Here is a 19019-nt window from a genome sequence, read left to right on the forward strand (position 1 = left end):
GGGGCTGAGGACTCATGTCGTACGACGTCGAGAAGCCGGACGAGCAGTGGCGCGCGGAGCTGGCACCGGCCGAGTACGCCGTGCTGCGCCAGGCCGGCACCGAGCCCGCCTTCACCGGTGAGTACACCGACACCAAGACCGAGGGCGTCTACTCCTGCCGCGCCTGCGGCGCCGACCTGTTCACCTCGCAGACCAAGTTCGAGTCGCACTGCGGCTGGCCGTCCTTCTTCGACCCGAAGGACACCGACGCGGTCGAGCTGATCGAGGACCGGTCGCACGGCATGGTGCGCACGGAGGTGCGGTGCGCCCGGTGCGGTTCGCACCTCGGGCACGTGTTCAAGGGCGAGGGCTACCCGACCCCGACGGACCTGCGGTACTGCATCAACAGCATCTCGCTGCGGCTCCAGCCCACCGAGGGCTGATACCTCCGCTCAGCCGGCGGCGGCCGGGAGCGTCACGGTGAACACCGTCGTGCCCGGCTCGCCGCCCAGTGCGATGGTGCCGCCGTGCGCCCGCACCAGCGACCCGGCGACGGAGAGTCCCAGCCCGCTGCCGCCCCGGTCGCGGCTGCGGGCCTTGTCGACGCGGTAGAAGCGGTCGAAGATCCGTTCCCGGTCGGCGGCCGGGACGCCCGGCCCCGTGTCCGCGACGGCCACCGTCACGAGGTCGTCCGCCGCCGCCACCGTGACCGACACCTTCGTGCCCGGCGGGGTGTGCACGGCCGCGTTGGTCAGCAGGTTGTCGAGCACCTGCCGGATCCGCTGCGGGTCCACGCGCAGCTTCACCGCCGCCGGCCCGGCCGTCACCGTCAGCGGATGCTCCGGGTGACCGGCGCGGAAGGCGTCGGCCGCCTGCCGCACCAGCTCCGTGAGGTCCGCGTCCTCCCAGCGCAGCGGCGCCTCCACCTCGGCCGCGTCCAGCCGGGCGAGGAGCAGCAGGTCGTCGAGGAGCACGCCCATCCGGGCCGCCTCGGCGCGCAGCCGGGCCAGGTGCCGCTCCCGTTCCGCGGGCTCGTTGGCCGCCGCGTACTGGAACAGGTCGGCGTAACCCCGTACCGACATCAGCGGCGTGCGCAGCTCGTGCGAGGCGTCCGCGACGAACCGGCGCAGCCGCTGCTCGGCCTCGGCCCGCACCGCGAGCGAGTCGTCGATGTGCTCCAGCATCGTGTTGAACGCCGTCCGCAGCTCCGCCACCTCCCGCCCGCCGTCCCGCCCGTCCACCCTGAGCGGCAGCCGGGCGGCGGACTCGCTCAGGTCGTGCGAGGCGATGCCGTGCGCCGTGCTCGCCATGTCGCTCAGCGGCTTCAGCCCGCGCCGCAGCATCCGCCGCCCGGACACCACCAGCGCCAGCAGCGCCAGACCGAAGGCGATCACCTGCACCGTGATCAGCTGCTCCACGGTGTCCTCGACGTCCCCCATGGGAGCGGCGCTCACCAGCACGACCCCGGGCTCCACCTCGCAGGCGCGCAGCAGGTAGGGGCCGTGCCCGTCGATCCGCACGGTGCGGGTGACGTCCTCGTCGGAGCGGGCCATCGTCTGCGCGAGGGCGGTGAGCGCACGGCTGTCCGCCGGCACCTCGGCGGGCGTGCGCAGGTCCGCCGAGCCGCCGGAGACGTCGTACACGGCGGTGTACCAGCCGTAGTACGGCTTGCGTCGCACCGTGCCGTGGGCCGCCGCGTCCTTGGACTGCACAACCTGCACCAGCTTCATCTGGTCGGCGAGCTGCCGCTCCAGATAGTCCCGCATGTACGCGGTCAGCACCGTGCCGACCACGGCGAACACCACCAGCGACAGCACACCCAGCCCCAGCGCCAGCCGGGTCCCGAGCCGCAGCCCCCGGTAGGCCCGCCACCAGCGCCGTATCACCGGGCCGCCTGCCGGATCACGTAACCGAAGCCCCGCACGGTCCGGATCAGCGGCTCGGTGCCGTCGGCGTCGGGAGCGGCGTCGTCCAGTTTGCGGCGCAGGCGGCTGACGACCAGCTCCACGACGTTGGAGCGGCCGCCGAAGCCGTACTCCCACACGTGGTCGAGGATCTGCGCCTTGGTCAGCACGGTCGGCGACTTGCGCATCAGATAGCGCAGCACCTCGTACTCGGTCGGCGTCAGCGCCAGCCGCCGCTCGCCCCGGCGCACCTCACGGGTGTCCTCGTCCATCGTCAGGTCCGCCACCCGCAGCACCGACCGCTGGAGGTCCGGCCCGGCACTGCGCCGCAGCACGGTCCGCAGCCGGGCCATCAGCTCCTCCACCGCGAACGGCTTGACCAGGTAGTCGTCACCGCCCCGGGTCAGCCCCGCCACCCGGTCGGCCACCCCGTCCCGTGCGGTGAGGAACACCACCGGCACCATCGTGCCCGAGCGGCGCAGCCGGTCCAGCACGCCGAAGCCGTCGACGTCCGGCAGCATCAGGTCCAGCACCACGATGTCCGGCCGGAACTCACCGGCCAGCCGCAGCGCCTGCTCGCCGGAGTTCGCGGTGACCGCCTCCCAGCCCTCGTAGCGGGCGACCGTGGCCACGAGATCGGCGATGGGCGGGTCGTCGTCCACCACGAGGAGCCGTACTTTTTCCACCCGCCCATACTGCGTCACCGGCCGCCCGCGTCCCATACCGAGGAGGCGGCCACCGCATGACCGCCACGGTTCCGTGACACCGGACGTCTAGACTCTCCCGGCAACGAACCGTAGCGACCTGGCCAGAACTTTCCGCCCACCCGAAGGGTATTCGGCGTTTTGATACGGATGGACTCAGTCACCAAGCGGTACCCGGACGGCACCGTGGCGGTCGACCGGTTGTCGCTGGAGATACCCGACCGCTCGATCACGGTCCTCGTCGGACCCTCGGGCTGCGGCAAGACGACGACCCTGCGGATGATCAACAGGATGGTCGAGCCCACCGAGGGCACCATCTCCCTCGACGGCGCCGACCTCCAGCGGCAGCCGGTCACCACACTGCGCCGGTCGATGGGGTACGTCATCCAGAACGCCGGTCTCTTCCAGCACCGGACGATCCTCGACAACATCGCCACCGTCCCCCGCATGACCGGCTGGGGCAGGCAGAAGTCCCGGGAGCGGGCGGCGGAACTGATGGAGCGGGTGGGGCTCGACGCCTCGCTCGCCAAGCGGTACCCGTACCAGCTCTCCGGCGGCCAGCAGCAGCGGGTCGGCGTGGCGCGGGCGCTCGCCGCCGACCCGCCCGTGCTCCTCATGGACGAGCCGTTCTCGGCCGTCGACCCCGTGGTCCGCAAGGGCCTCCAGGACGAACTCCTGCGCATCCAGGACGAGCTGGGCAAGACGATCGTCTTCGTCACCCACGACATCGACGAGGCCATCAAGCTCGGCACCATGGTCGCGGTGATGCGCACCGGCGGCCGGCTCGCCCAGTTCGCGCCGCCAGCCGAGCTGCTGTCGAACCCCGCGGACGACTTCGTCGAGGACTTCCTCGGCGCCGACCGGGGCATCCGGCGGCTGTCCTTCTTCGCCTCCGAGGGCCTGGAACTGACGACGGGCCCGGTCGTGCGCGTCGACGCCACGGCCGAACAACTGGCCGCGCCCGACGCCCCCTACCTGCTGGTGACCGACGCGGAGGGCCGTCCGCTGGGCTGGGCCGAGCCGACGGACCTGACCGCCGGCGACATCGCGGCCGAGGGGCTGCTGCCGTACGGGCGGCCCTTCGTGCCCGGCACCGACTCGCTGCGGGCCGCCCTGGACTGCGCGGTGCTCTCGCCCACCGGCTGGGCGGTCGCCGTGGATTCCGACGGGCGGGTGACCGGCGTCGTCTCCCAGCAGACCATCGGCGAGGCGATCCGCACCGCCCACGGCGCGGCGGCCGACGGCGGCGCACCGGCCGCTGGTGCGGAGCCCGCCGACGTCGCGAAGGCCGCCCCGTGAACGGCTTCTTCGACATCCCGAGCGACCTCGACAACACCTACTTCGGCCTGATCGGGCTGCATCTGCGCGAGGCGCTGCTGCCGGTCCTCGCCGGGCTGCTGGCCGCGCTGCCCATCGCCCAGCTCTGCGTGCGGTTCCGCTGGCTGTACCCGCCCGTGCTCGGCGTGACCACCGTGTTCTACGCCATCCCCTCGCTGGCGGTCTTCGTCGTCCTCATCGACTACACCGGCCAGACCGAGCTGACGGTGATGATCCCGCTGGCCGTCTACAGCCTGGTGGTGCTCGTCCCGGCCATCGTCGACGGCGTGCGGTCGGTGCCCGAGGAGACGCTGGCCGCGTCCACCGCCATGGGCTTCGGGCCCGTACGGCGCTACCTCCAGGTGCAGTTGCCGATCGCCGTGCCCGCGATCCTCGCCGGGCTGCGGGTGGCCGTGTCCGCCAGCATCTCCCTGGTCAGCGTCGGCGCCCTCATCGGCAACCAGGGCGCCCTCGGCAACCTGCTCGCGGACGCGCAGAAGTACGGCCGGCCCGAACTGGCGGTCAACTCCGTCCTCACCACCGCCGTACTGGCGATCCTGTGCGACGCGGCCCTCGTCCTGGTCCGCAACCTGCTGACGCCGTGGATGCCGCGCGGCAAGGGCGGGCGCCGCCCGAAGAGGGCCGCCGCGCGGCCCGAGTCCCAGGAGGCGGCCGCCCGGTGAACGTCCTCAACTTCGTCAACGCCTTCTTCAGCGACGGCGCCCACTGGCACGGGTACGACGGGATACCGCAACGCCTGCTGGAGCACGTCCAGTACACGCTGATGGCGCTCGGCATCGCCGCCGCGATCGGACTGCCCCTCGGCCTGCTGACCGGACACACCGGACGCGGCGGCAACGCCGTCGCCTTCGTCGCCACCGCCGCCCGCGCGCTGCCCAGCTTCGGCCTGCTGGTGCTGATCGCCGTCTCCGTGGGCATCGGCCTGCTGCCGGTGATGATCCCGCTGGTCGTGCTCGCGATCCCGCCGATCCTGGTGACCACCTACGAGGCGGTCCGCTCCGTCGACCCCGCCCCGGTGGACGCCGCGCGGGGCCTGGGCATGCACGAGTCGGGCATCCTCTTCCGGGTCGAACTGCCCGTCGCCCTGCCGCTGGTGCTCAGCGGCCTGCGCTCGGCCGCCATCCAGGTCGTGTCGACGGCCACCATCGCCGCGTACGTCAGTCTCGGCGGGATCGGCCGGTACATCATCGACGGCCTCTACCAGCGGAACTACGAGAAGGTGGTCGGCGGCGCGACCCTGGTGGCCCTGCTGGCACTGGTCACGCTCGCGGTGTTCTGGGCGGTGGGGCGAGTGGCGGTGTCGCCGGGGGTGCGCAGGCGGTGAGAGCCCCTCGAACACCCATGTGAAACAAACCGTAACCAGGCCGTTCTTGACTGCCCTGTGAATGGCTCGTTTGGATCGACGGATGACTTCTACCGCGAAGAGCAGCAGGTCCAGGACGAGGCACACCGGCGCGGCGGCCGTCGCGCTCACCGCCGCGGCGGCGCTGCTCGCGGGCTGTTCCTCCTCCGACGACACCTCCGACAACCCCCTGGCAGGGGAGAAGGCGGAGGCCGGCACCGTCGTCGTCGGCTCGAACAACTTCGCCGAGAGCACCCTGCTCGCCGACATCTACGGCGAGGCGCTCAAGGCCAAGGGCCTCAAGGTCACCTACAAGCACAACATCGGCAGCCGGGAGACGACGTACGGCCTGATGAAGAACGGCTCGGTCACCGTCCTGCCCGAGTACAACGGCGCACTGCTCGCCTACCTCGACCCGGAGGCCGGGCAGCAGTCCACCGAGGCGGTCAACGAGGCGGTGAAGGCCAAGCTCGACAAGAAGCTGACGCTGCTGGAGTCCTCGCCGGCCGAGAACAAGGACTCGGTCAGCGTCAACGCCGAGACCGCGAAGAAGCACGGCCTCACCGCCGAGTCGACCCTCGCCGACCTCAAGGACATCGCGCCGGAGTTGGTCATCGGCGGCTCGCCCGAGTTCCAGACCCGGCAGCAGGGCCTCAAGGGCCTGGAGTCCGTGTACGGACTGAAGTTCAAGTCCTTCAAGGCGCTCGACGCCGGCGGCCCGCTGACCCAGTCGGCGCTGACCAAGAACACCGTGCAGGCGGCGGACATCTTCACCACCGACCCGACCATCATCAAGGAGAAGTTCGTCGTCCTGAAGGACCCGGAGAACCTTTTCGGCTACGCGAACGTCACCCCGCTCGTCCACAAGGAGGGCCTGTCCCAGGAGGGCGTCGACACGCTGAACGCGGTCTCCGCCAAGCTGGACACCGAAACCCTCCTCGACCTGGACGCCCAGGTGCAGCTGGACAAGAAGGACCCGCTGGACGTCGCCAAGGCGTGGCTGGAGACGGCCGGCCTGAGCTGACCGCCGTACGCCCCGTCACGACGCCGTGGCCCCGGCCGCGGCGTCGATCAGCTGGTCGACCAGGGCGATGAGGACGTCCCGGCTGGAGCCCCGCTCCCGCGCGTCGCACAGCAGCACCTTCACGTGCTCCGGCAGCGCCAGCGCCTCCCGGATCTCCTCGGCCGGATACGGATGCCGCCCGTGGAAGCCGTTCACGCCGACGACGAACGGAATGCCGCGCCGCTCGAAGAAGTCGATCGCCGCGAAGCTCGACTCGGGCCTGCGGACGTCGACCAGCACCACCGCGCCCAGCGCCCCGATCGCCAGGTCGTTCCACATGAACCAGAACCGCTGCTGACCGGGCGTGCCGAACAGGTACAGCACCAGCTCCCGGCCGATCGTGATCCGCCCGAAGTCCAGGGCGACCGTCGTGGCCCGCTTCTCCTCGATCCCGGCGAGGTCGTCGACGTCCAGCCCCGCCGCCGTCAGCGGCTCCTCGGTGCGCAGCGGGGCGATCTCGCTCACCGAGCCGACCATGGTGGTCTTCCCGACGCCGAAGCCGCCGGCGATCAGGATCTTCACCGCCTCGGGCGCGGCCGGGGCGGAGGCGGGTGCCGTGGGCGCCTCGGTGGCGCCGTCAGAGCCGGCCAAGGCCGTCCCTCACTTTCTGCAGCAGGTCCAGGTCCGGGGTGGCGCGGTCGACCGGGTGCGGCGGCCGGGCGGTGATCCGGCCGGCCTCCAGCAGGTCCGAGAGCAGGATGACGACCACGCTCACCGGCAGGTCGAGGTGGGCCGCGATCTCCGCCACGGCCAGCGGCTCGGCGCACAGCCTGAGGATCCGCCGGTGTTCGGGCTGCGGCCGTGCGGCACGGGCGGGCTGCGGGTCGGCGGCGGTCACCGTCGTGATGAGCGTGAAGTCGGCGCGGCTGGGCCGGGTCCGGCCACCGGTCAGCGTGAACGGCCGCACGAGCCGGCCCCCGGCGTCGCCTCCGGTCACGTCACTCGCCGGGGCCGGCGGTGGCCCGCGGTGCCGCGCTCAGGTGCTCGCCGATCTTCTTCACCAGCATGTTCATCTGATACGCCACCACGCCCACGTCGGCGCCCGGACCGGTCAGCACGACCAGGTGGGCGCCCGGCCCCGCCGAGGTGAGTATCAGGTAGCTGTTGGCCATCTCGATGAGCGCCTGCCGCACCGGGCCGCCGCGGAAGTCCATGCTGACGCCCTTGCTGAGGCTCATCAGACCCGACGCGGTCGCCGCCAGCCGCTCGGCGTCGTCGCGCAGGAAGCCGGTGGACTTGCTGACGACCAGTCCGTCCTCGGAGAGCACCACGGCCTGGTTCACGTCGGCGACCCGCTCCACGAGTCCGGTGAGCAGCTGGTCCAGCTCGGTGTGCGTGGCGGGGGAGGGTCGGGTCATTGCGTGTCCTTCGTCGGCGGTCGTCGGTCGGTGTTCGGCGTCGAGGTCGTGGGTGAGGAGGAGAGGACCCGCGCGTCGGGGTCGGGCTCGGCGTCCGCGTCCTCGGCCTGGGCCCGCAGTGTGCCCCGCTGGAAGCCGGCGAGGGACGAGGCGGCGCGCTCGGCCGTGAAGTCGGCGTACGCGTCGGGCTCGGCGTCTGGACCGTCCTGGCCGGGGTCGGGGGCCTCGTCGCGCAGCTCGGCGGCCAGGCTGGTCTGCGGCACCCGGCGGGGCAGCGGCGCCAGTCCGTTCCGATCGGCGGGGGCCGCTTGGGCCTGGGCCGGGGTGGGAGCGCCGGGACGGCTCACGGGTGCGGTCCGGGCCGGCCGTACGGGCCGGCCGGGCCGTTTCGCCGGGGCGCCGGGAGCAGGGGCGGGTGCGGAGGCGTCTTCCCCGCCGGTTCCGTCGGCCGGCTCCCGCACCACGATGTCGTGCGGGATCAGCACGATCGCCGTGGTTCCGCCGTACGGCGAGGGGCGCAGCGTCACGGTGATGCCGTGCCGGTGCGCGAGCCGGGCGACGACGAACATGCCGAGCCGGAGGTCGTCGGCGAGCGCGACGACGTCGAACTGCGGGACCACCGCCAACTGGGCGTTGAACGAGGCGTAGTCCTCCTCCGACAGCCCGAGACCGCGGTCCTCGATCTCGACGGCCAGCCCCTTGGCGACCAGCGTGGCCCGCACCCCGACCGGGTGGGGGGCCGGGGAGTACGCGGTCGCGTTGTCGATCAGCTCGGCGAGCAGGTGGATCACGTCGGCCACCGCGGGCGGCGCGAGCGCCACCTCCTCGTCGGTGTGCAGCTCCACCCGCTGGTACTGGGCGACCTCGCCGACGGCGCTGCGCATGATGTCGACCAGCGAGACGGGCTCGCGCCAGGTGCGCCGGGGCTGCTCACCGGCGATGATGACCAGGTTCTCCTCGTAGCGGCGCAACTGGCTCGCCGTGGAGTCCAGTTCGTACAGGCCCTTCAGGATCTCCGGGTCGGTGTGCTCGCGTTCCAGCGCGTCCAGTCTGCCGAGTTGCATGTTGACGAGGTTCTGGCTCTGCCGGGCGATGCCGAGGATCACCTTCTGGAAGCCGCGCCGGGTGTCGGCGAGTTCGACGGCCGTGTGCACGGCGGTGCGCTGCGCGGTGTTGAACGCCTGGGCCACCTGCCCGAGCTCGTCGCGGCCGTAGTCCAGGGGCGGGGTCGCCGACTCCACGTCGACCTTCTCGCCCCGCTCCAGCCGGGCCACCACGTCCGGCAGCCGCTCCTCGGCCAGGCTCAGGGTCGCCAGCCGCAGCCCGCGCAGCCGCCGGGACAGCGAGCGGGTGATGCGCCAGGACATGCCGACGCACAGCAGCAGGGCGACCAGACCGCCCGCGCTCAGGGCCGCCGCCTTGACCAGCAGCCCTTGCGCGTTCTCGGCACTGCGGTCGAGCAGTCCGCCCGTCTGCTGCCGGATCAGCTCCGCGTACTGGTCGGACACCTTCGCCAGTGCCCCGGTCCACCGGCGCTGCGCGTCCGGCAGGTCGATCCGGCCGCCCTCGCCCGCCGCGCGGGCCGCCAGCACCTCGTCCTCGACGGACTCCAGGGTCTGCCACTCGGGGCTCGTGAGGATCCGCTCGGTCTGCGTCTTGGCGTCGCCGCTCAGGGAGGGGACGACCTGGTCCCGCACGAGCCAGCGCCGGGTGTGGACGAGCTGGGCGAACTGCGCCCACTCCTCCTCGTCCATCCGGCCGGACGGCCAGGACAGGGTGAGCCGGGCGTCCTCCTGGGACATCAGCTCGGCCGCGTGCTCCAGGGCGACCAGCGGCCCGGCCTGCGAGGTGAGGTCGCCGTCGTCGACCTGGGACAGTTCCTGGAAGGCGTGGATCTGCTCGTCGATGATCGACGTGTACTGGCCGAGCACCTGCTCGGGGGTGATGTCGTCGGGGTTGTCCACCTGGCTGCGGTAGTACTCGAGGCTGCCCACCGAGCCGAGTACCGAGTACATCCGGTCCGAGACCCGGTCGGGCGCGCGCTCGATCGCGTCGGACTGGCCGACGAGCTGGGCGACCGCCGCGTCCGTCCGCTCGCGCTGGGCGTCCAGGGCGGCGCGGGAGCCGCCCGGGCCGGCCAGCCAGGCCGCCGACAGGCTGCGCTCCTGCTGCAGCGCGAGGGCCGCCTCGGTGCCCATGACGCCGGTGGAACGGCTCAGCTCCGTCTGCGCGCGCAGCCGCAGGCCCTCCGAGAACATCTGGATCGTGGTCACCCCCCACACGGCGGCGAGGGTGACGCCGGGGACCAGGGCGAGGAGGATCAGGGAGAGACGTATGGAGCCGAGGCGGCGCCGGGCACCTTTCCGTGCAGACATCGTCGTCCTAGGCGATCAGTGGGGGAGGGTGGCGGGTGTACGGGGAGCGTGCCCGCGGGGTGCGGTCACCGGGTGCCGTCCGCGGCGAACCCGGCGACCGCGTCGGCGTTGCTCCGGGTCACGAACGCCGGGCCGGTCAGCACCGGTGCCACTGAGCCGCCGCTGACGTTGCCGTTGGTGCGGTACAGCCAGAGCGCGTCCACCGCGAGGTAGCCCTGGAGGTAGGGCTGCTGGTCCACGGCGAACCGCACGTCCCCGCGCTTGACCGCGGCGACCAGCTCCTCGTCGAGATCGAAGGTGGCGACGTGCGCGTCGCTGCCCGCCTCGTCGGCCGACTCGACCGCCTTCAGCGCGAACGCCGCGCCGTTCATGACGACTTCGTCGATGCTGGAGTCCTGCCGCAGCCGGGCGGTGACGGCGGCGCCCACCGCCTTCATGTCGGTGCCCTCGACGTAGAGCATCTCGGTCTCGCCCTCGAAGGTCTTCTTCACGCCGGCGCAGCGCGCCTCCAGGGCGACGTTGCCCCGCTCGTGGATGACGCAGAGGGCGTGCTTCGCCTCGAGGTCGTTCAGCTTGTCGCCGACGGCACGGCCCGCGACGCTCTCGTCCTGTCCGAAGTACCCGAGGAGCCCCGTGGAACGCCAGGCGTCCATGCCGGAGTTGAGGCCGACCACCGGGATGCCGGCCTTGCGGGCCTCGGCGACCGGCCCCTTCATCGCCTGCGGCTTGGCCAGGGTGACGGCGATGCCGTCCACCTTGTCGCGGACCGCGTCCCGCACCAGTTCGGCCTGGTCGGCGGCGTCGGCGTCCCCCGCGTACGTCAGGTCGATGCCGTCCTTGGCGGCCGCGGCCTCGGCGCCCTTGCGCACCCGGTCCCAGAAGGCGTCGCCCTCGCCGCCGTGGGTGACCATGACGACCTTCATGCGGTCGCCGCCGGGTCCGCCCGCCGCGTCCGGGGCCGAGCCGTCCCCGTCCCCGCCGGGCGCGGAGCAGCCGGCCGCGAGCAGGCAGGCGGCCGCGACGAGCGCCGCGGCGCGGGCACGTCCGGGGGAGGGGGCGGACGGAGGAGTTGTACTCATGGGGGGTGCGGCACCTCGCTGTACGGCCGAGCAGGAGGAACGGAGCGAGGACGGGACCGGAGCCGCGGGGTCAGTGCGCCAACCGGGTGAATCTCGCCTGGCCGGAGCAAACCGTGAGTGAGCGCCGGTAGTCAAGTGACCGGCGACCAGGTGTGAGTTGTCGGTGCCGCATCGTGATGAACGGGGCCGGTGGGGCCCGCGCGCAGGTGTCGCGGGCGGTCCGGGGCCGGTGGTCCCGGCGTCCGGCCCCGGGTGCGTGCCGGGGCCGGACGCCGGGTGGATCAGTGGGTGTACGTAAGTCAGTGGGTGCGTGCCGGCGGCATCCGGGGGCACGGATGCCGGACGGCCCCGGTGTCAGGCGGGCTCGCCCGCCCTCCGCTCCAGCGGTGGCGGAGCCGTCCGCGCGGCCCGGGCCGCCTTCCTGCGGCGCCGGCGGTCGCGGCGGGACTCCTGGTCGGGCAGCCAGCCGAAGACCAGGCAGCTGCCGACGCAGCCCAGGAGCAGCCCCACGATGAACCCGCCCAGATTGGACGTGACCCAGGTGCCCAGCGAGGCCAGGACGCCGATGAGCGAGTAGAAGAGCCGCTGGGAGGGGTTGACCAGAACCAGCAGTCCGCACAGCAGCATGACGACCGGCAGCAGGTAGCCGGCCACGCCCTGCATGCCGACGTGCAGGACGACCTTCAGCGACGCCTTCATCGTGAGCAGCACCTCGGCCCCGGCCAGGGCGAGCAGCAGCCCGCCCCAGAACGGCCGGCCGGACCGCCAGTCCCGGAAGGCGGCGCGCGGGCCCCCGCGCCGGTCGCCGGGCATCAGCAGCCCGACCCGCTGAAGCGCATCTTCAGGCCGGGCAGCTTGAACACCCCGGCCGTGGTGGCGTAGTTGGTCTGCCGCAGGTTCTTGATGTGCACGGTGTCGGCCTGCTGGCTGAAGACGCCGATCGGACCGCGGCCCTTCGGACCGGCCTTGTCCAGCGTGCTGGCGTCGTTGCCGATCTCGATGTTGTCGAACGCGGCGTCGCCCGACAGTTCGGTGGAGTCGGTGGTCAGGTCCTTCGCCGAGACCCGGGTGTCCCCGCCGCCCGCGGTGATGAGCAGGTTGGTGCCGCCCAGGTCGACGCTCTGGCACAGCTTGGTGAGTTTGGCCTCCTCGATCACGGAGGTGACGACCAGTACCTGCCCGCCGGTGTCCCCCGCGTTGGGGCTGCCCTCGGCCATGTTGTCGAGGCCGCCGAACTGGGCGAAACCCTCGCCGTCCAGTTCCGTCGCGGTGACGGTGAAGGGCATGCCGGAGATCGCGAACTGCACACCCAGGGCACCCTGGGCGGTGAGGATCGCCAGGCCCGCGGTGACCGCGGCGGCGGGCACCGCCAGCACCGCGGCCCGGCGCAGCCGGACCCGACCGCGTCTCGCGGGGGCGGCGCCGGTGGCTTCGGGCGGGGAAACGCTTTCCGGGCCGCTCTCGGGCTCGGGGGTGTTGCCGGCGGACGGGGTGACGTCCGGGGACGAGGCCATGTCTGCTCCCAGAGGCATAGTGAATGCGGATCGGGCTTCAGCGGCACGTTGTCCTGGCGCGGACAGCGGCTGATGCGCACGTCTCCCGGCAACTCCCGGCGGGTGCAAGGGTTTTCACGTTACGCACCAGTAGCCAATCGGGAAGTTACCGGTGGTTACATCGCAGGGTCAAGCAAGGTGTGAGTAAAGAGTGGGGGTTGTGTGCCACCTGCCGCTTCCCCGGCCCGGCGGACCGGCCGCTGTGCGAGGATTCGCGCCAACTCCTGCCCGAGGCATTGACGTTGACTGGCCGTCAGGTCTACAACGGTCCCTGTTTCCCCGGATCCGTGGCGCCGGATCCGTTTCCGCGGCCCCGTCCGCGTTCCCGGCCCCGGTCCTGATCCCCGGACAGGACCTCACAGCACCGGACCTCGCCCCCGTCGGGGCACACGGCACCTTCCGGGCAAGGCCCGTACCCCAGGGGCCACGCACGCGCCCACCGCTCACCGGCACCGCCCGGAAACCCGTCGCATCGGCCCGGCCGCCTCCCCGCGGCCGGCCCACCCCTGCTTCACGAACCCCACTTCAGAGAAGAGGCAGCCGCATGCGTACTCGTACCGCTCCCCGCACCCGCCGATTCCTCACCCTCACCGCAGCCGTCGCCGCGCTGACCCTCCCCGTCGCGGTCCCCGCCGCTGCGGCCGACACCCCCGTCCTGACCACCGGCGCGGCCGGCGGCACGCCGGTCGCCGTCGGGGACGTCCTCACGGCCTCCCTGGCGAGTGGCACCGCCGCCACGTTCCACTCCAGCGCCACCGGCAGCAGCGGCGTGTCCTGCACGTCCTCGCAGTTCACGGTCACGGTCACCGACAACCCGACCGCGCCCGGCACGGCCACCGAGACGCTCACCGCCCACACCTTCGACAGCTCCAGCTGCACCAGCAACGTCACCGGCGTCCTCGGCGTCAACGGCATCACGGTCCAGAACCTGCCCTACACCACCACCGTGTCCTCCGACGGCGCCGTCGCCGTCACCCCGCCGAGCGGCTCCACCGTCCGGACCACGGTCGCCCTGCGTACCCTCCTCGGCAGCATCAACTGCGTCTACGAGGCACCCGGCCTCGCCGGTACCGCGAGCAACGACGGCAACTCGATCGCCTTCACCGACCAGCACTTCACCAAGGTGTCCGGCTCCGGACTCTGCTTCGCCAACGGCTACTTCACCGCCACCTACGCCCCCGTGACCGACGGAACGGAGACGGTCTACGTCAACTGAACCACCCCGCCCGGCCCGTGCCGCCACGGCACGGGCCGGGCCCAGGACCGCGGGGCCGCAGGCCGGCTGATCCGACGGTGAGATATCGTGTACAGGGGGTTAAGACAGGCGGCACGGCCTGTTGAGTTCCAGCCCAGGAGAGTTCAGCCGATGGCGAGGCAGCTACGCGCCGAGCAGACCCGCGCGACGATTCTCGGGGCCGCCGCCGACCTGTTCGACCGGCAGGGCTACGAATCGACCACCCTGAGCGAGATCGTCGTCCACGCCGGTGTCACCAAGGGGGCCCTGTACTTCCACTTCGCGGCGAAGGAGGACCTCGCGCACGCGATCATGGAGTTGCAGTCCAGGACCTCGCGCCGGCTGGCGACGGACCTGGACGGCCGGGGCTACACCTCGCTGGAGGCGCTGATGCGCCTCACGTTCGGCATGGCCCGGCTGTGCGAGGAGGGTCCGGTCCTGCGCGCCGGGCTGCGGCTCGCCACCGGGGGAGTGCCGGTACGCCCGCCGCTGCCGCACCCCTTCACGGAGTGGCGGGAGATCGCCTCGTCCCGCCTGCTGGACGCCGTCCGGCAGGCCGACGTGCACCCCGACATCGACGTCGACTCCGTCGCCCACACCCTCGTCTGCTCCATCGTCGGCACCCGCCTCGTGAGCGGCACCCTCGAACCGGACGCGCGCCAGCCGCGCCGCCTGGCCGGCATGTGGTACCTCATCATCCGGGGCATGGTCCCGGTCACCCGACGCGCGCGCTACCTCACCCTGACCGCCCGCCTGGAGCGCGAGACGTAGGGCCTGGCCGGCTGCGCTCGCGCCGGGGGACCCCCATCGCCCCCGCTCACCCGCGCCGACGAGGTGCCGCACCTCAACGCCCGGGGGAACGCGACTGCCGTGGGGGCGCGGGCTTCGCCGCTCGCGCCGGGGTGCGCGATACGGTGAGGCGCATGCCCGACACCCCCGCCGAGTCCGCCCCCGTCATCCGCGGTGACGAGCCCGGTTCCTTCCCGCACGGAGTGCTGGCCGAGCGGCACCCGGCCATCATCAGGCAGGTCCGGGAGGCGTTCCCCTACGACCCCGGACAGGAACGCGCCCTCGACGCGCTGCTCGCGAGCTGCGCCGACGGCGTCATCGAGCCACTGCCCGCCGGGGCCGACGCCCGCGACCACGACCGCTGGGCCGGCTGGGGCATGGGCGAGTACGCCGGCCGCTCCTGGTTCGACGTGCCCTGGCTGTGGGCCGAGAGCCACTTCTACCGCAGGCTCCTCGACGCCGTCGGCTACTTCGGTCCCGGCCCCTGGCAGGGCATCGACCCCTTCCGCCCCGCCAAGCTCGCCGAGCTCGGCGCCCGCGAGACCGACGAGGAACTGGCCGCGCTCGACGGCCTCGACGCGCTGTCCGCCGACGAGCGGGACCGGGCGCTGCTGCACGGCTCGCTCTGGGGCAACCGCGCGGACCTCGGCTTCCGCCTCTCCGAGAGCGGCACCGGCGCCGGGGACGAAGCGGCGGCGCTCGTCGCCGACGACGGCGACGCGCTCTGGTCCCTGCTCCCGGCGACGCGCACCGGCGCCCGCGGCCCGGCCACCCTCTGCCTCGTCGCCGACAACGCCGGCCGGGAACTCGTCCCCGACCTGCTCCTCGTCGCGCACCTCCTCGCCGAGGGCCGCGTCGACCGGGCGGTCCTGCACGTCAAGCCGTACCCGTACTACGTCTCCGACGCCACCCACGCCGACGTGCTCGACGCGCTGCGGCGGCTCGTCGCGGCCGGCGGCGCGGCGGCCGCGTACGGCGACCGGCTGTGGGCCGCGCTGGCCGACGGCCGCGTCACCGTCCGCGCCCACCCCTTCTCCTGCGCGCCGCTGCCGTACTCCGACGCGCCCGCCGACCTGCGCGAGGAGTTCGCCGCGGCCACGGTCACCGTGCTCAAGGGCGACCTGAACTACCGCCGCCTGGTGGGCGACCGCCGGTGGCCGGCGACCACCCCCTTCGCGGACGTCACCTCGTACTTCCCGGGCCCGGTCGCCGCGCTGCGCACCCTGAAGTCGGACGTGATCACGGGCCTGACCGCGAAGACCGAGGAGGCCCTCGAGGCGAGCGGCGAGCCGCGCTGGCGGACGAGCGGAACGCACGCGCTGATCCAGGTCAGGCCCTGAGAGCCACGGGCGGAAGTTCCCTCTCCGCCCCGATTCACGCGATGGTGTGATCATGTCCCCCCGGGCGGATGCGCCCACCGGGCCCTGGGTAGTGCCGGGCCATGACGCAACAGCCCTTCGAACTCCCGTACTTCTACCTGCCGCACCCCGCGCGGCTGAACCCGCATCTCGACGAGGCCCGCGCCCACTCGACGACGTGGGCGCGCGAGATGGGCATGCTGGAGGGGTCCGGGGTCTGGGACCGGGCCGACCTTGACGCACACGACTACGGCCTGCTCTGCGCCTACACCCACCCCGACTGCGACGGTCCGGCGCTCTCCCTGATCACCGACTGGTACGTGTGGGTCTTCTTCTTCGACGACCACTTCCTGGAGAAGTTCAAGCGCACCAACGACCGAGTCGGCGGCAAGGCGCACCTGGACCGGCTCCCCCGGTTCATGCCCCTCGACCTCGACGCCGCGATGCCCGAGCCGGAGAACCCGGTCGAGGCCGGCCTCGCCGACCTGTGGAGGCGCACGGTGCCGGCCATGTCGGCCGACTGGCGCCGCCGCTTCGCCGTCGCCACCGAGCACCTGCTCAACGAGTCCCTGTGGGAGCTGTCCAACATCAACGAGGGGCGGATCGCCAACCCCGTCGAGTACATCGAGATGCGCCGCAAGGTCGGCGGCGCCCCCTGGTCGGCCGGGCTCGTGGAGTACGCGACCGCCGAGGTGCCCGCCGCCGTCGCGGGCACCAGGCCGCTCAGGGTGCTGATGGAGACCTTCTCCGACGCCGTGCACCTGCGCAACGACCTCTTCTCCTACCAGCGGGAGGTCGAGGACGAGGGCGAGCTGAGCAACGGCGTGCTGGTACTGGAGACCTTCTTCGACTGCACCACCCAGGAGGCCGCCGAGCTGGTCAACGACGTCCTCACCTCCCGGCTGCACCAGTTCGAGCACACCGCGTTCACCGAAGTGCCCGCCGTGGCCCTGGAGAAGGGACTGACCCCCGCCGAGGCCGCCGCCGTCGGGGCGTACGCGAAGGGTCTCCAGGACTGGCAGTCCGGCGGCCACGAATGGCACATGCGCTCCAGCCGGTACATGAACGAGGGCGCACGGCCCGGCACCCCCTGGGCGGCGCTCGCCGGCCCCGGCACCTCCGCCGCGGACGTCGGCGCGCTGCTCGCCCGGGCCGCCTCGGAGCGGGGCCGCGCCTACACGCACGTGCCCTACCAGAAGGTCGGCCCGTCGGTCATCCCCGACATCCGCATGCCGTTCCCGCTGGAGCTGAGCCCGGCCCTGGACGGCGCCCGGCAGTACCTGTCCGAGTGGTCGCAGGCGATCGGCTTCCTCAGCGAGGGCGTCTGGGACGAGGACAAGCTCGCCAGCTGCGACCTCCCGCTGTGTGCGGCGGGCCTCGACCCGGACGCGACTCAGGAGCAGTTGAACCTCGCCTCCGGCTGGCTCGCCTTCGGCACCTACGGCGACGACTACTACCCGCTGGTCTACGGCCACCGGCGCGACCTGGCCGCCGCCCGGCTGACCACCGCCCGCCTGTCCGCCTGCATGCCGCTCGACGGCGAGCCGGTCCCACCGCCGGCCAACGCCATGGAACGCTCCCTGACCGACCTGTGGGTCCGCACGACGGCCGGCATGACGCCCGAGGAGCGGCGCCCCCTGAAGGCGGCCGTCGACGCGATGACCGAAGCCTGGGTGTGGGAGCTCGCCAACCAGATCCAGAACCGCGTCCCCGACCCGGTGGACTACCTGGAGATGCGGCGCGCCACCTTCGGATCCGACCTGACCCTCGGCCTGTGCCGCGCCGGACACGGACCGGCCGTCCCGCCCGACGTCTACCGCAGCGGGCCCGTGCGCTCCCTGGAGAACGCGGCGATCGACTACGCCTGCCTGCTCAACGACGTCTTCTCGTACCAGAAGGAGATCGAGTACGAGGGAGAGATCCACAACGCGGTCCTGGTCGTGCAGAACTTCTTCGGCGTCGACTACCCGGCCGCCCTCCGCGTCGTCCAGGACCTGATGAACCAGCGCATGCGGCAGTTCGAGCACGTGGCCGCCCACGAACTGCCCGTCGTCTACGACGACTTCCAGCTGACCGACGAGGCGCGGGAGATCATGCGGGGCTATGTGACCGACCTGCAGAACTGGATGGCGGGCATCCTCAACTGGCACCGCAACGTCCCGCGCTACAAGGCCGAGTACCTGGCTGGCCGCACCCACGGCTTCCTCCCGGACCGCGTCCCTGCCGTGCCCGTCCCCAGGAGCAGCCCCGTCCTGACCCCCTGACCGTCGGTCAGTCTCACTCTTTCGTGGCTCGTCACGCGCCGGTGCGCCGGGTAGATCACCTGCCGGAGGCGATCCATGGAACAGACAGCGTTGCGACCCAAGCCGATGCCCGGTCAGGAACCGGGGGGCGGCACCACGCCCGACGGCGACCGGCCCCAGCCCGGCGGACACCGGCGCCGGAGGCGGCTCACCACCCTGCTGCTCGGGGTGCTGGCCGCCGCCGTCCTGCTCCTGGCCGGCGTGGGACTCGGCACGGTGGGCGCCACGGTGATCGGCATGAGCAAAGTCGCCGAACTGCAACGGCAGGCGGGCGCGCCGGGACCGGGAGCGGAGAAACCGTCGGGGAGCCGGGCCGCCCCGGTGCATCCGTCGGCCGCCGCGTCCCCGTCCGCCTCCCCGTCCCCGGCCCGGGCCGCCGCGACCCTCGGTGTGGCGGCCGTGGACGACGAGAAGCCGGGCGCGCTGGTCGTCGGCGTCCACGTGCCCGGCCCCGGGTACGCGGCCGGGCTGGTCAGGGGCGACGTGCTCCTCGCGTTTGGTAAGACCCGCGTCGACTCGGCGGCCGACCTCGCCGAGGCCGTGGCCGGTGCCCGGCCGGGCAAGGCGGTCAAGGTCACGGTCCGCCACGAGAGCGGCGGCTACCAGCAGTTGACGGCGGTACCGGGCGTCGTCACCTGAC

At 72.5% G+C, this 19019-nt stretch carries 19 protein-coding genes; 10 read left to right on the plus strand and 9 right to left on the minus strand.

Features of this window, described 5'->3' with window-relative positions; all coding sequences use genetic code 11:
- Positions 1-14: 14 nt before the first annotated feature.
- Positions 15-422, plus strand: coding sequence for a peptide-methionine (R)-S-oxide reductase MsrB (gene msrB / locus AMK11_RS33590; RefSeq protein ID WP_073731902.1), 408 nt, complete (start codon positions 15-17; stop codon positions 420-422).
- A gap of 9 nt (positions 423-431) precedes the next feature.
- On the opposite strand, the gene AMK11_RS33595 is transcribed toward msrB, so the two are convergent.
- Entirely contained in the window at positions 432-1865 is a 1434-nt protein-coding gene (locus AMK11_RS33595; protein WP_073731903.1) for a sensor histidine kinase, read from the minus strand.
- Complete coding sequence (locus AMK11_RS33600; protein WP_073731904.1) at positions 1862-2605, minus strand: response regulator transcription factor; 744 nt, start codon at positions 2603-2605, stop codon at positions 1862-1864. Before AMK11_RS33600 ends, AMK11_RS33595 begins: the two co-directional genes overlap by 4 nt.
- Before the next feature lie 123 nt (positions 2606-2728).
- On the opposite strand from AMK11_RS33600, the gene AMK11_RS33605 reads away from it, so the two are divergent.
- From AMK11_RS33605 to AMK11_RS33620, 4 genes are all read left to right on the plus strand, one after another.
- A complete protein-coding gene (locus AMK11_RS33605) occupies positions 2729-3886 on the plus strand; it encodes an ABC transporter ATP-binding protein (protein ID WP_241847135.1) in 1158 nt (385 codons plus the stop codon).
- Complete coding sequence (locus tag AMK11_RS33610) at positions 3883-4587, plus strand: ABC transporter permease (RefSeq protein ID WP_073731906.1); 705 nt, start codon at positions 3883-3885, stop codon at positions 4585-4587. The genes AMK11_RS33605 and AMK11_RS33610 overlap by 4 nt, the downstream gene beginning before the upstream one ends.
- On the plus strand, positions 4584-5249 hold the full coding sequence (locus tag AMK11_RS33615) for an ABC transporter permease (protein ID WP_073731907.1): 666 nt from the start codon (positions 4584-4586) through the stop codon (positions 5247-5249). Before AMK11_RS33610 ends, AMK11_RS33615 begins: the two co-directional genes overlap by 4 nt.
- A gap of 82 nt (positions 5250-5331) precedes the next feature.
- Positions 5332-6291 (plus strand): ABC transporter substrate-binding protein, encoded by a 960-nt coding sequence (locus tag AMK11_RS33620; RefSeq protein ID WP_073731908.1) that lies wholly within the window; start codon positions 5332-5334, stop codon positions 6289-6291.
- Positions 6292-6306: 15 nt separating this feature from the next.
- Here AMK11_RS33620 and AMK11_RS33625 read toward each other — a convergent pair whose 3' ends face one another.
- The 7 genes from AMK11_RS33625 to AMK11_RS33655 all read right to left on the minus strand — a co-directional run bounded on the left by AMK11_RS33625 (position 6307) and on the right by AMK11_RS33655 (position 12656).
- Positions 6307-6921, minus strand: a complete 615-nt coding sequence (locus AMK11_RS33625) for a GTP-binding protein (protein WP_073731909.1) — start codon at positions 6919-6921, stop codon at positions 6307-6309.
- Positions 6908-7267, minus strand: coding sequence for a DUF742 domain-containing protein (locus tag AMK11_RS33630; RefSeq protein ID WP_073731910.1), 360 nt, complete (start codon positions 7265-7267; stop codon positions 6908-6910). The genes AMK11_RS33625 and AMK11_RS33630 overlap by 14 nt, the downstream gene beginning before the upstream one ends.
- 1 nt (position 7268) lies before the next feature.
- Complete coding sequence (locus tag AMK11_RS33635) at positions 7269-7688, minus strand: roadblock/LC7 domain-containing protein (protein WP_073731911.1); 420 nt, start codon at positions 7686-7688, stop codon at positions 7269-7271.
- On the minus strand, positions 7685-10063 hold the full coding sequence (locus AMK11_RS33640; protein WP_073731912.1) for a sensor histidine kinase: 2379 nt from the start codon (positions 10061-10063) through the stop codon (positions 7685-7687). The genes AMK11_RS33635 and AMK11_RS33640 overlap by 4 nt, the downstream gene beginning before the upstream one ends.
- Before the next feature lie 65 nt (positions 10064-10128).
- Entirely contained in the window at positions 10129-11142 is a 1014-nt protein-coding gene (locus AMK11_RS33645; protein WP_073731913.1) for a substrate-binding domain-containing protein, read from the minus strand.
- A gap of 354 nt (positions 11143-11496) precedes the next feature.
- Positions 11497-11955: a DUF6114 domain-containing protein gene (locus tag AMK11_RS33650; protein WP_073731914.1), complete on the minus strand. Its 459-nt coding sequence runs from the start codon at positions 11953-11955 to the stop codon at positions 11497-11499.
- Positions 11955-12656: a DUF6230 family protein gene (locus AMK11_RS33655; RefSeq protein ID WP_073731915.1), complete on the minus strand. Its 702-nt coding sequence runs from the start codon at positions 12654-12656 to the stop codon at positions 11955-11957. The genes AMK11_RS33650 and AMK11_RS33655 overlap by 1 nt, the downstream gene beginning before the upstream one ends.
- A gap of 583 nt (positions 12657-13239) precedes the next feature.
- Here AMK11_RS33655 and AMK11_RS33660 point away from each other — a divergent pair.
- The 5 genes from AMK11_RS33660 (at position 13240) to AMK11_RS33680 (ending at position 19018) form a co-directional block, all read left to right on the plus strand.
- Positions 13240-13911 (plus strand): Tat pathway signal sequence domain protein, encoded by a 672-nt coding sequence (locus AMK11_RS33660; protein ID WP_073731916.1) that lies wholly within the window; start codon positions 13240-13242, stop codon positions 13909-13911.
- Positions 13912-14061: 150 nt separating this feature from the next.
- A complete protein-coding gene (locus tag AMK11_RS33665) occupies positions 14062-14700 on the plus strand; it encodes a ScbR family autoregulator-binding transcription factor (protein ID WP_073731917.1) in 639 nt (212 codons plus the stop codon).
- 152 nt (positions 14701-14852) lie between these two features.
- Positions 14853-16058, plus strand: coding sequence for a damage-control phosphatase ARMT1 family protein (locus AMK11_RS33670; RefSeq protein WP_073731918.1), 1206 nt, complete (start codon positions 14853-14855; stop codon positions 16056-16058).
- Positions 16059-16159: 101 nt separating this feature from the next.
- Entirely contained in the window at positions 16160-18340 is a 2181-nt protein-coding gene (cyc2, locus tag AMK11_RS33675; RefSeq protein WP_073731919.1) for a germacradienol/geosmin synthase Cyc2, read from the plus strand.
- A gap of 75 nt (positions 18341-18415) precedes the next feature.
- The gene (locus AMK11_RS33680) at positions 18416-19018 is read left to right on the plus strand and encodes a PDZ domain-containing protein (RefSeq protein ID WP_073731920.1); all 603 of its coding nucleotides are present in this window, start codon (positions 18416-18418) and stop codon (positions 19016-19018) included.
- The last annotated feature ends 1 nt before the right edge of the window (position 19019 follow it).

Origin of the sequence: Streptomyces sp. CB02414 (genome assembly GCF_001905385.1) — a bacterium.
GTDB lineage: Bacteria > Actinomycetota > Actinomycetes > Streptomycetales > Streptomycetaceae > Streptomyces.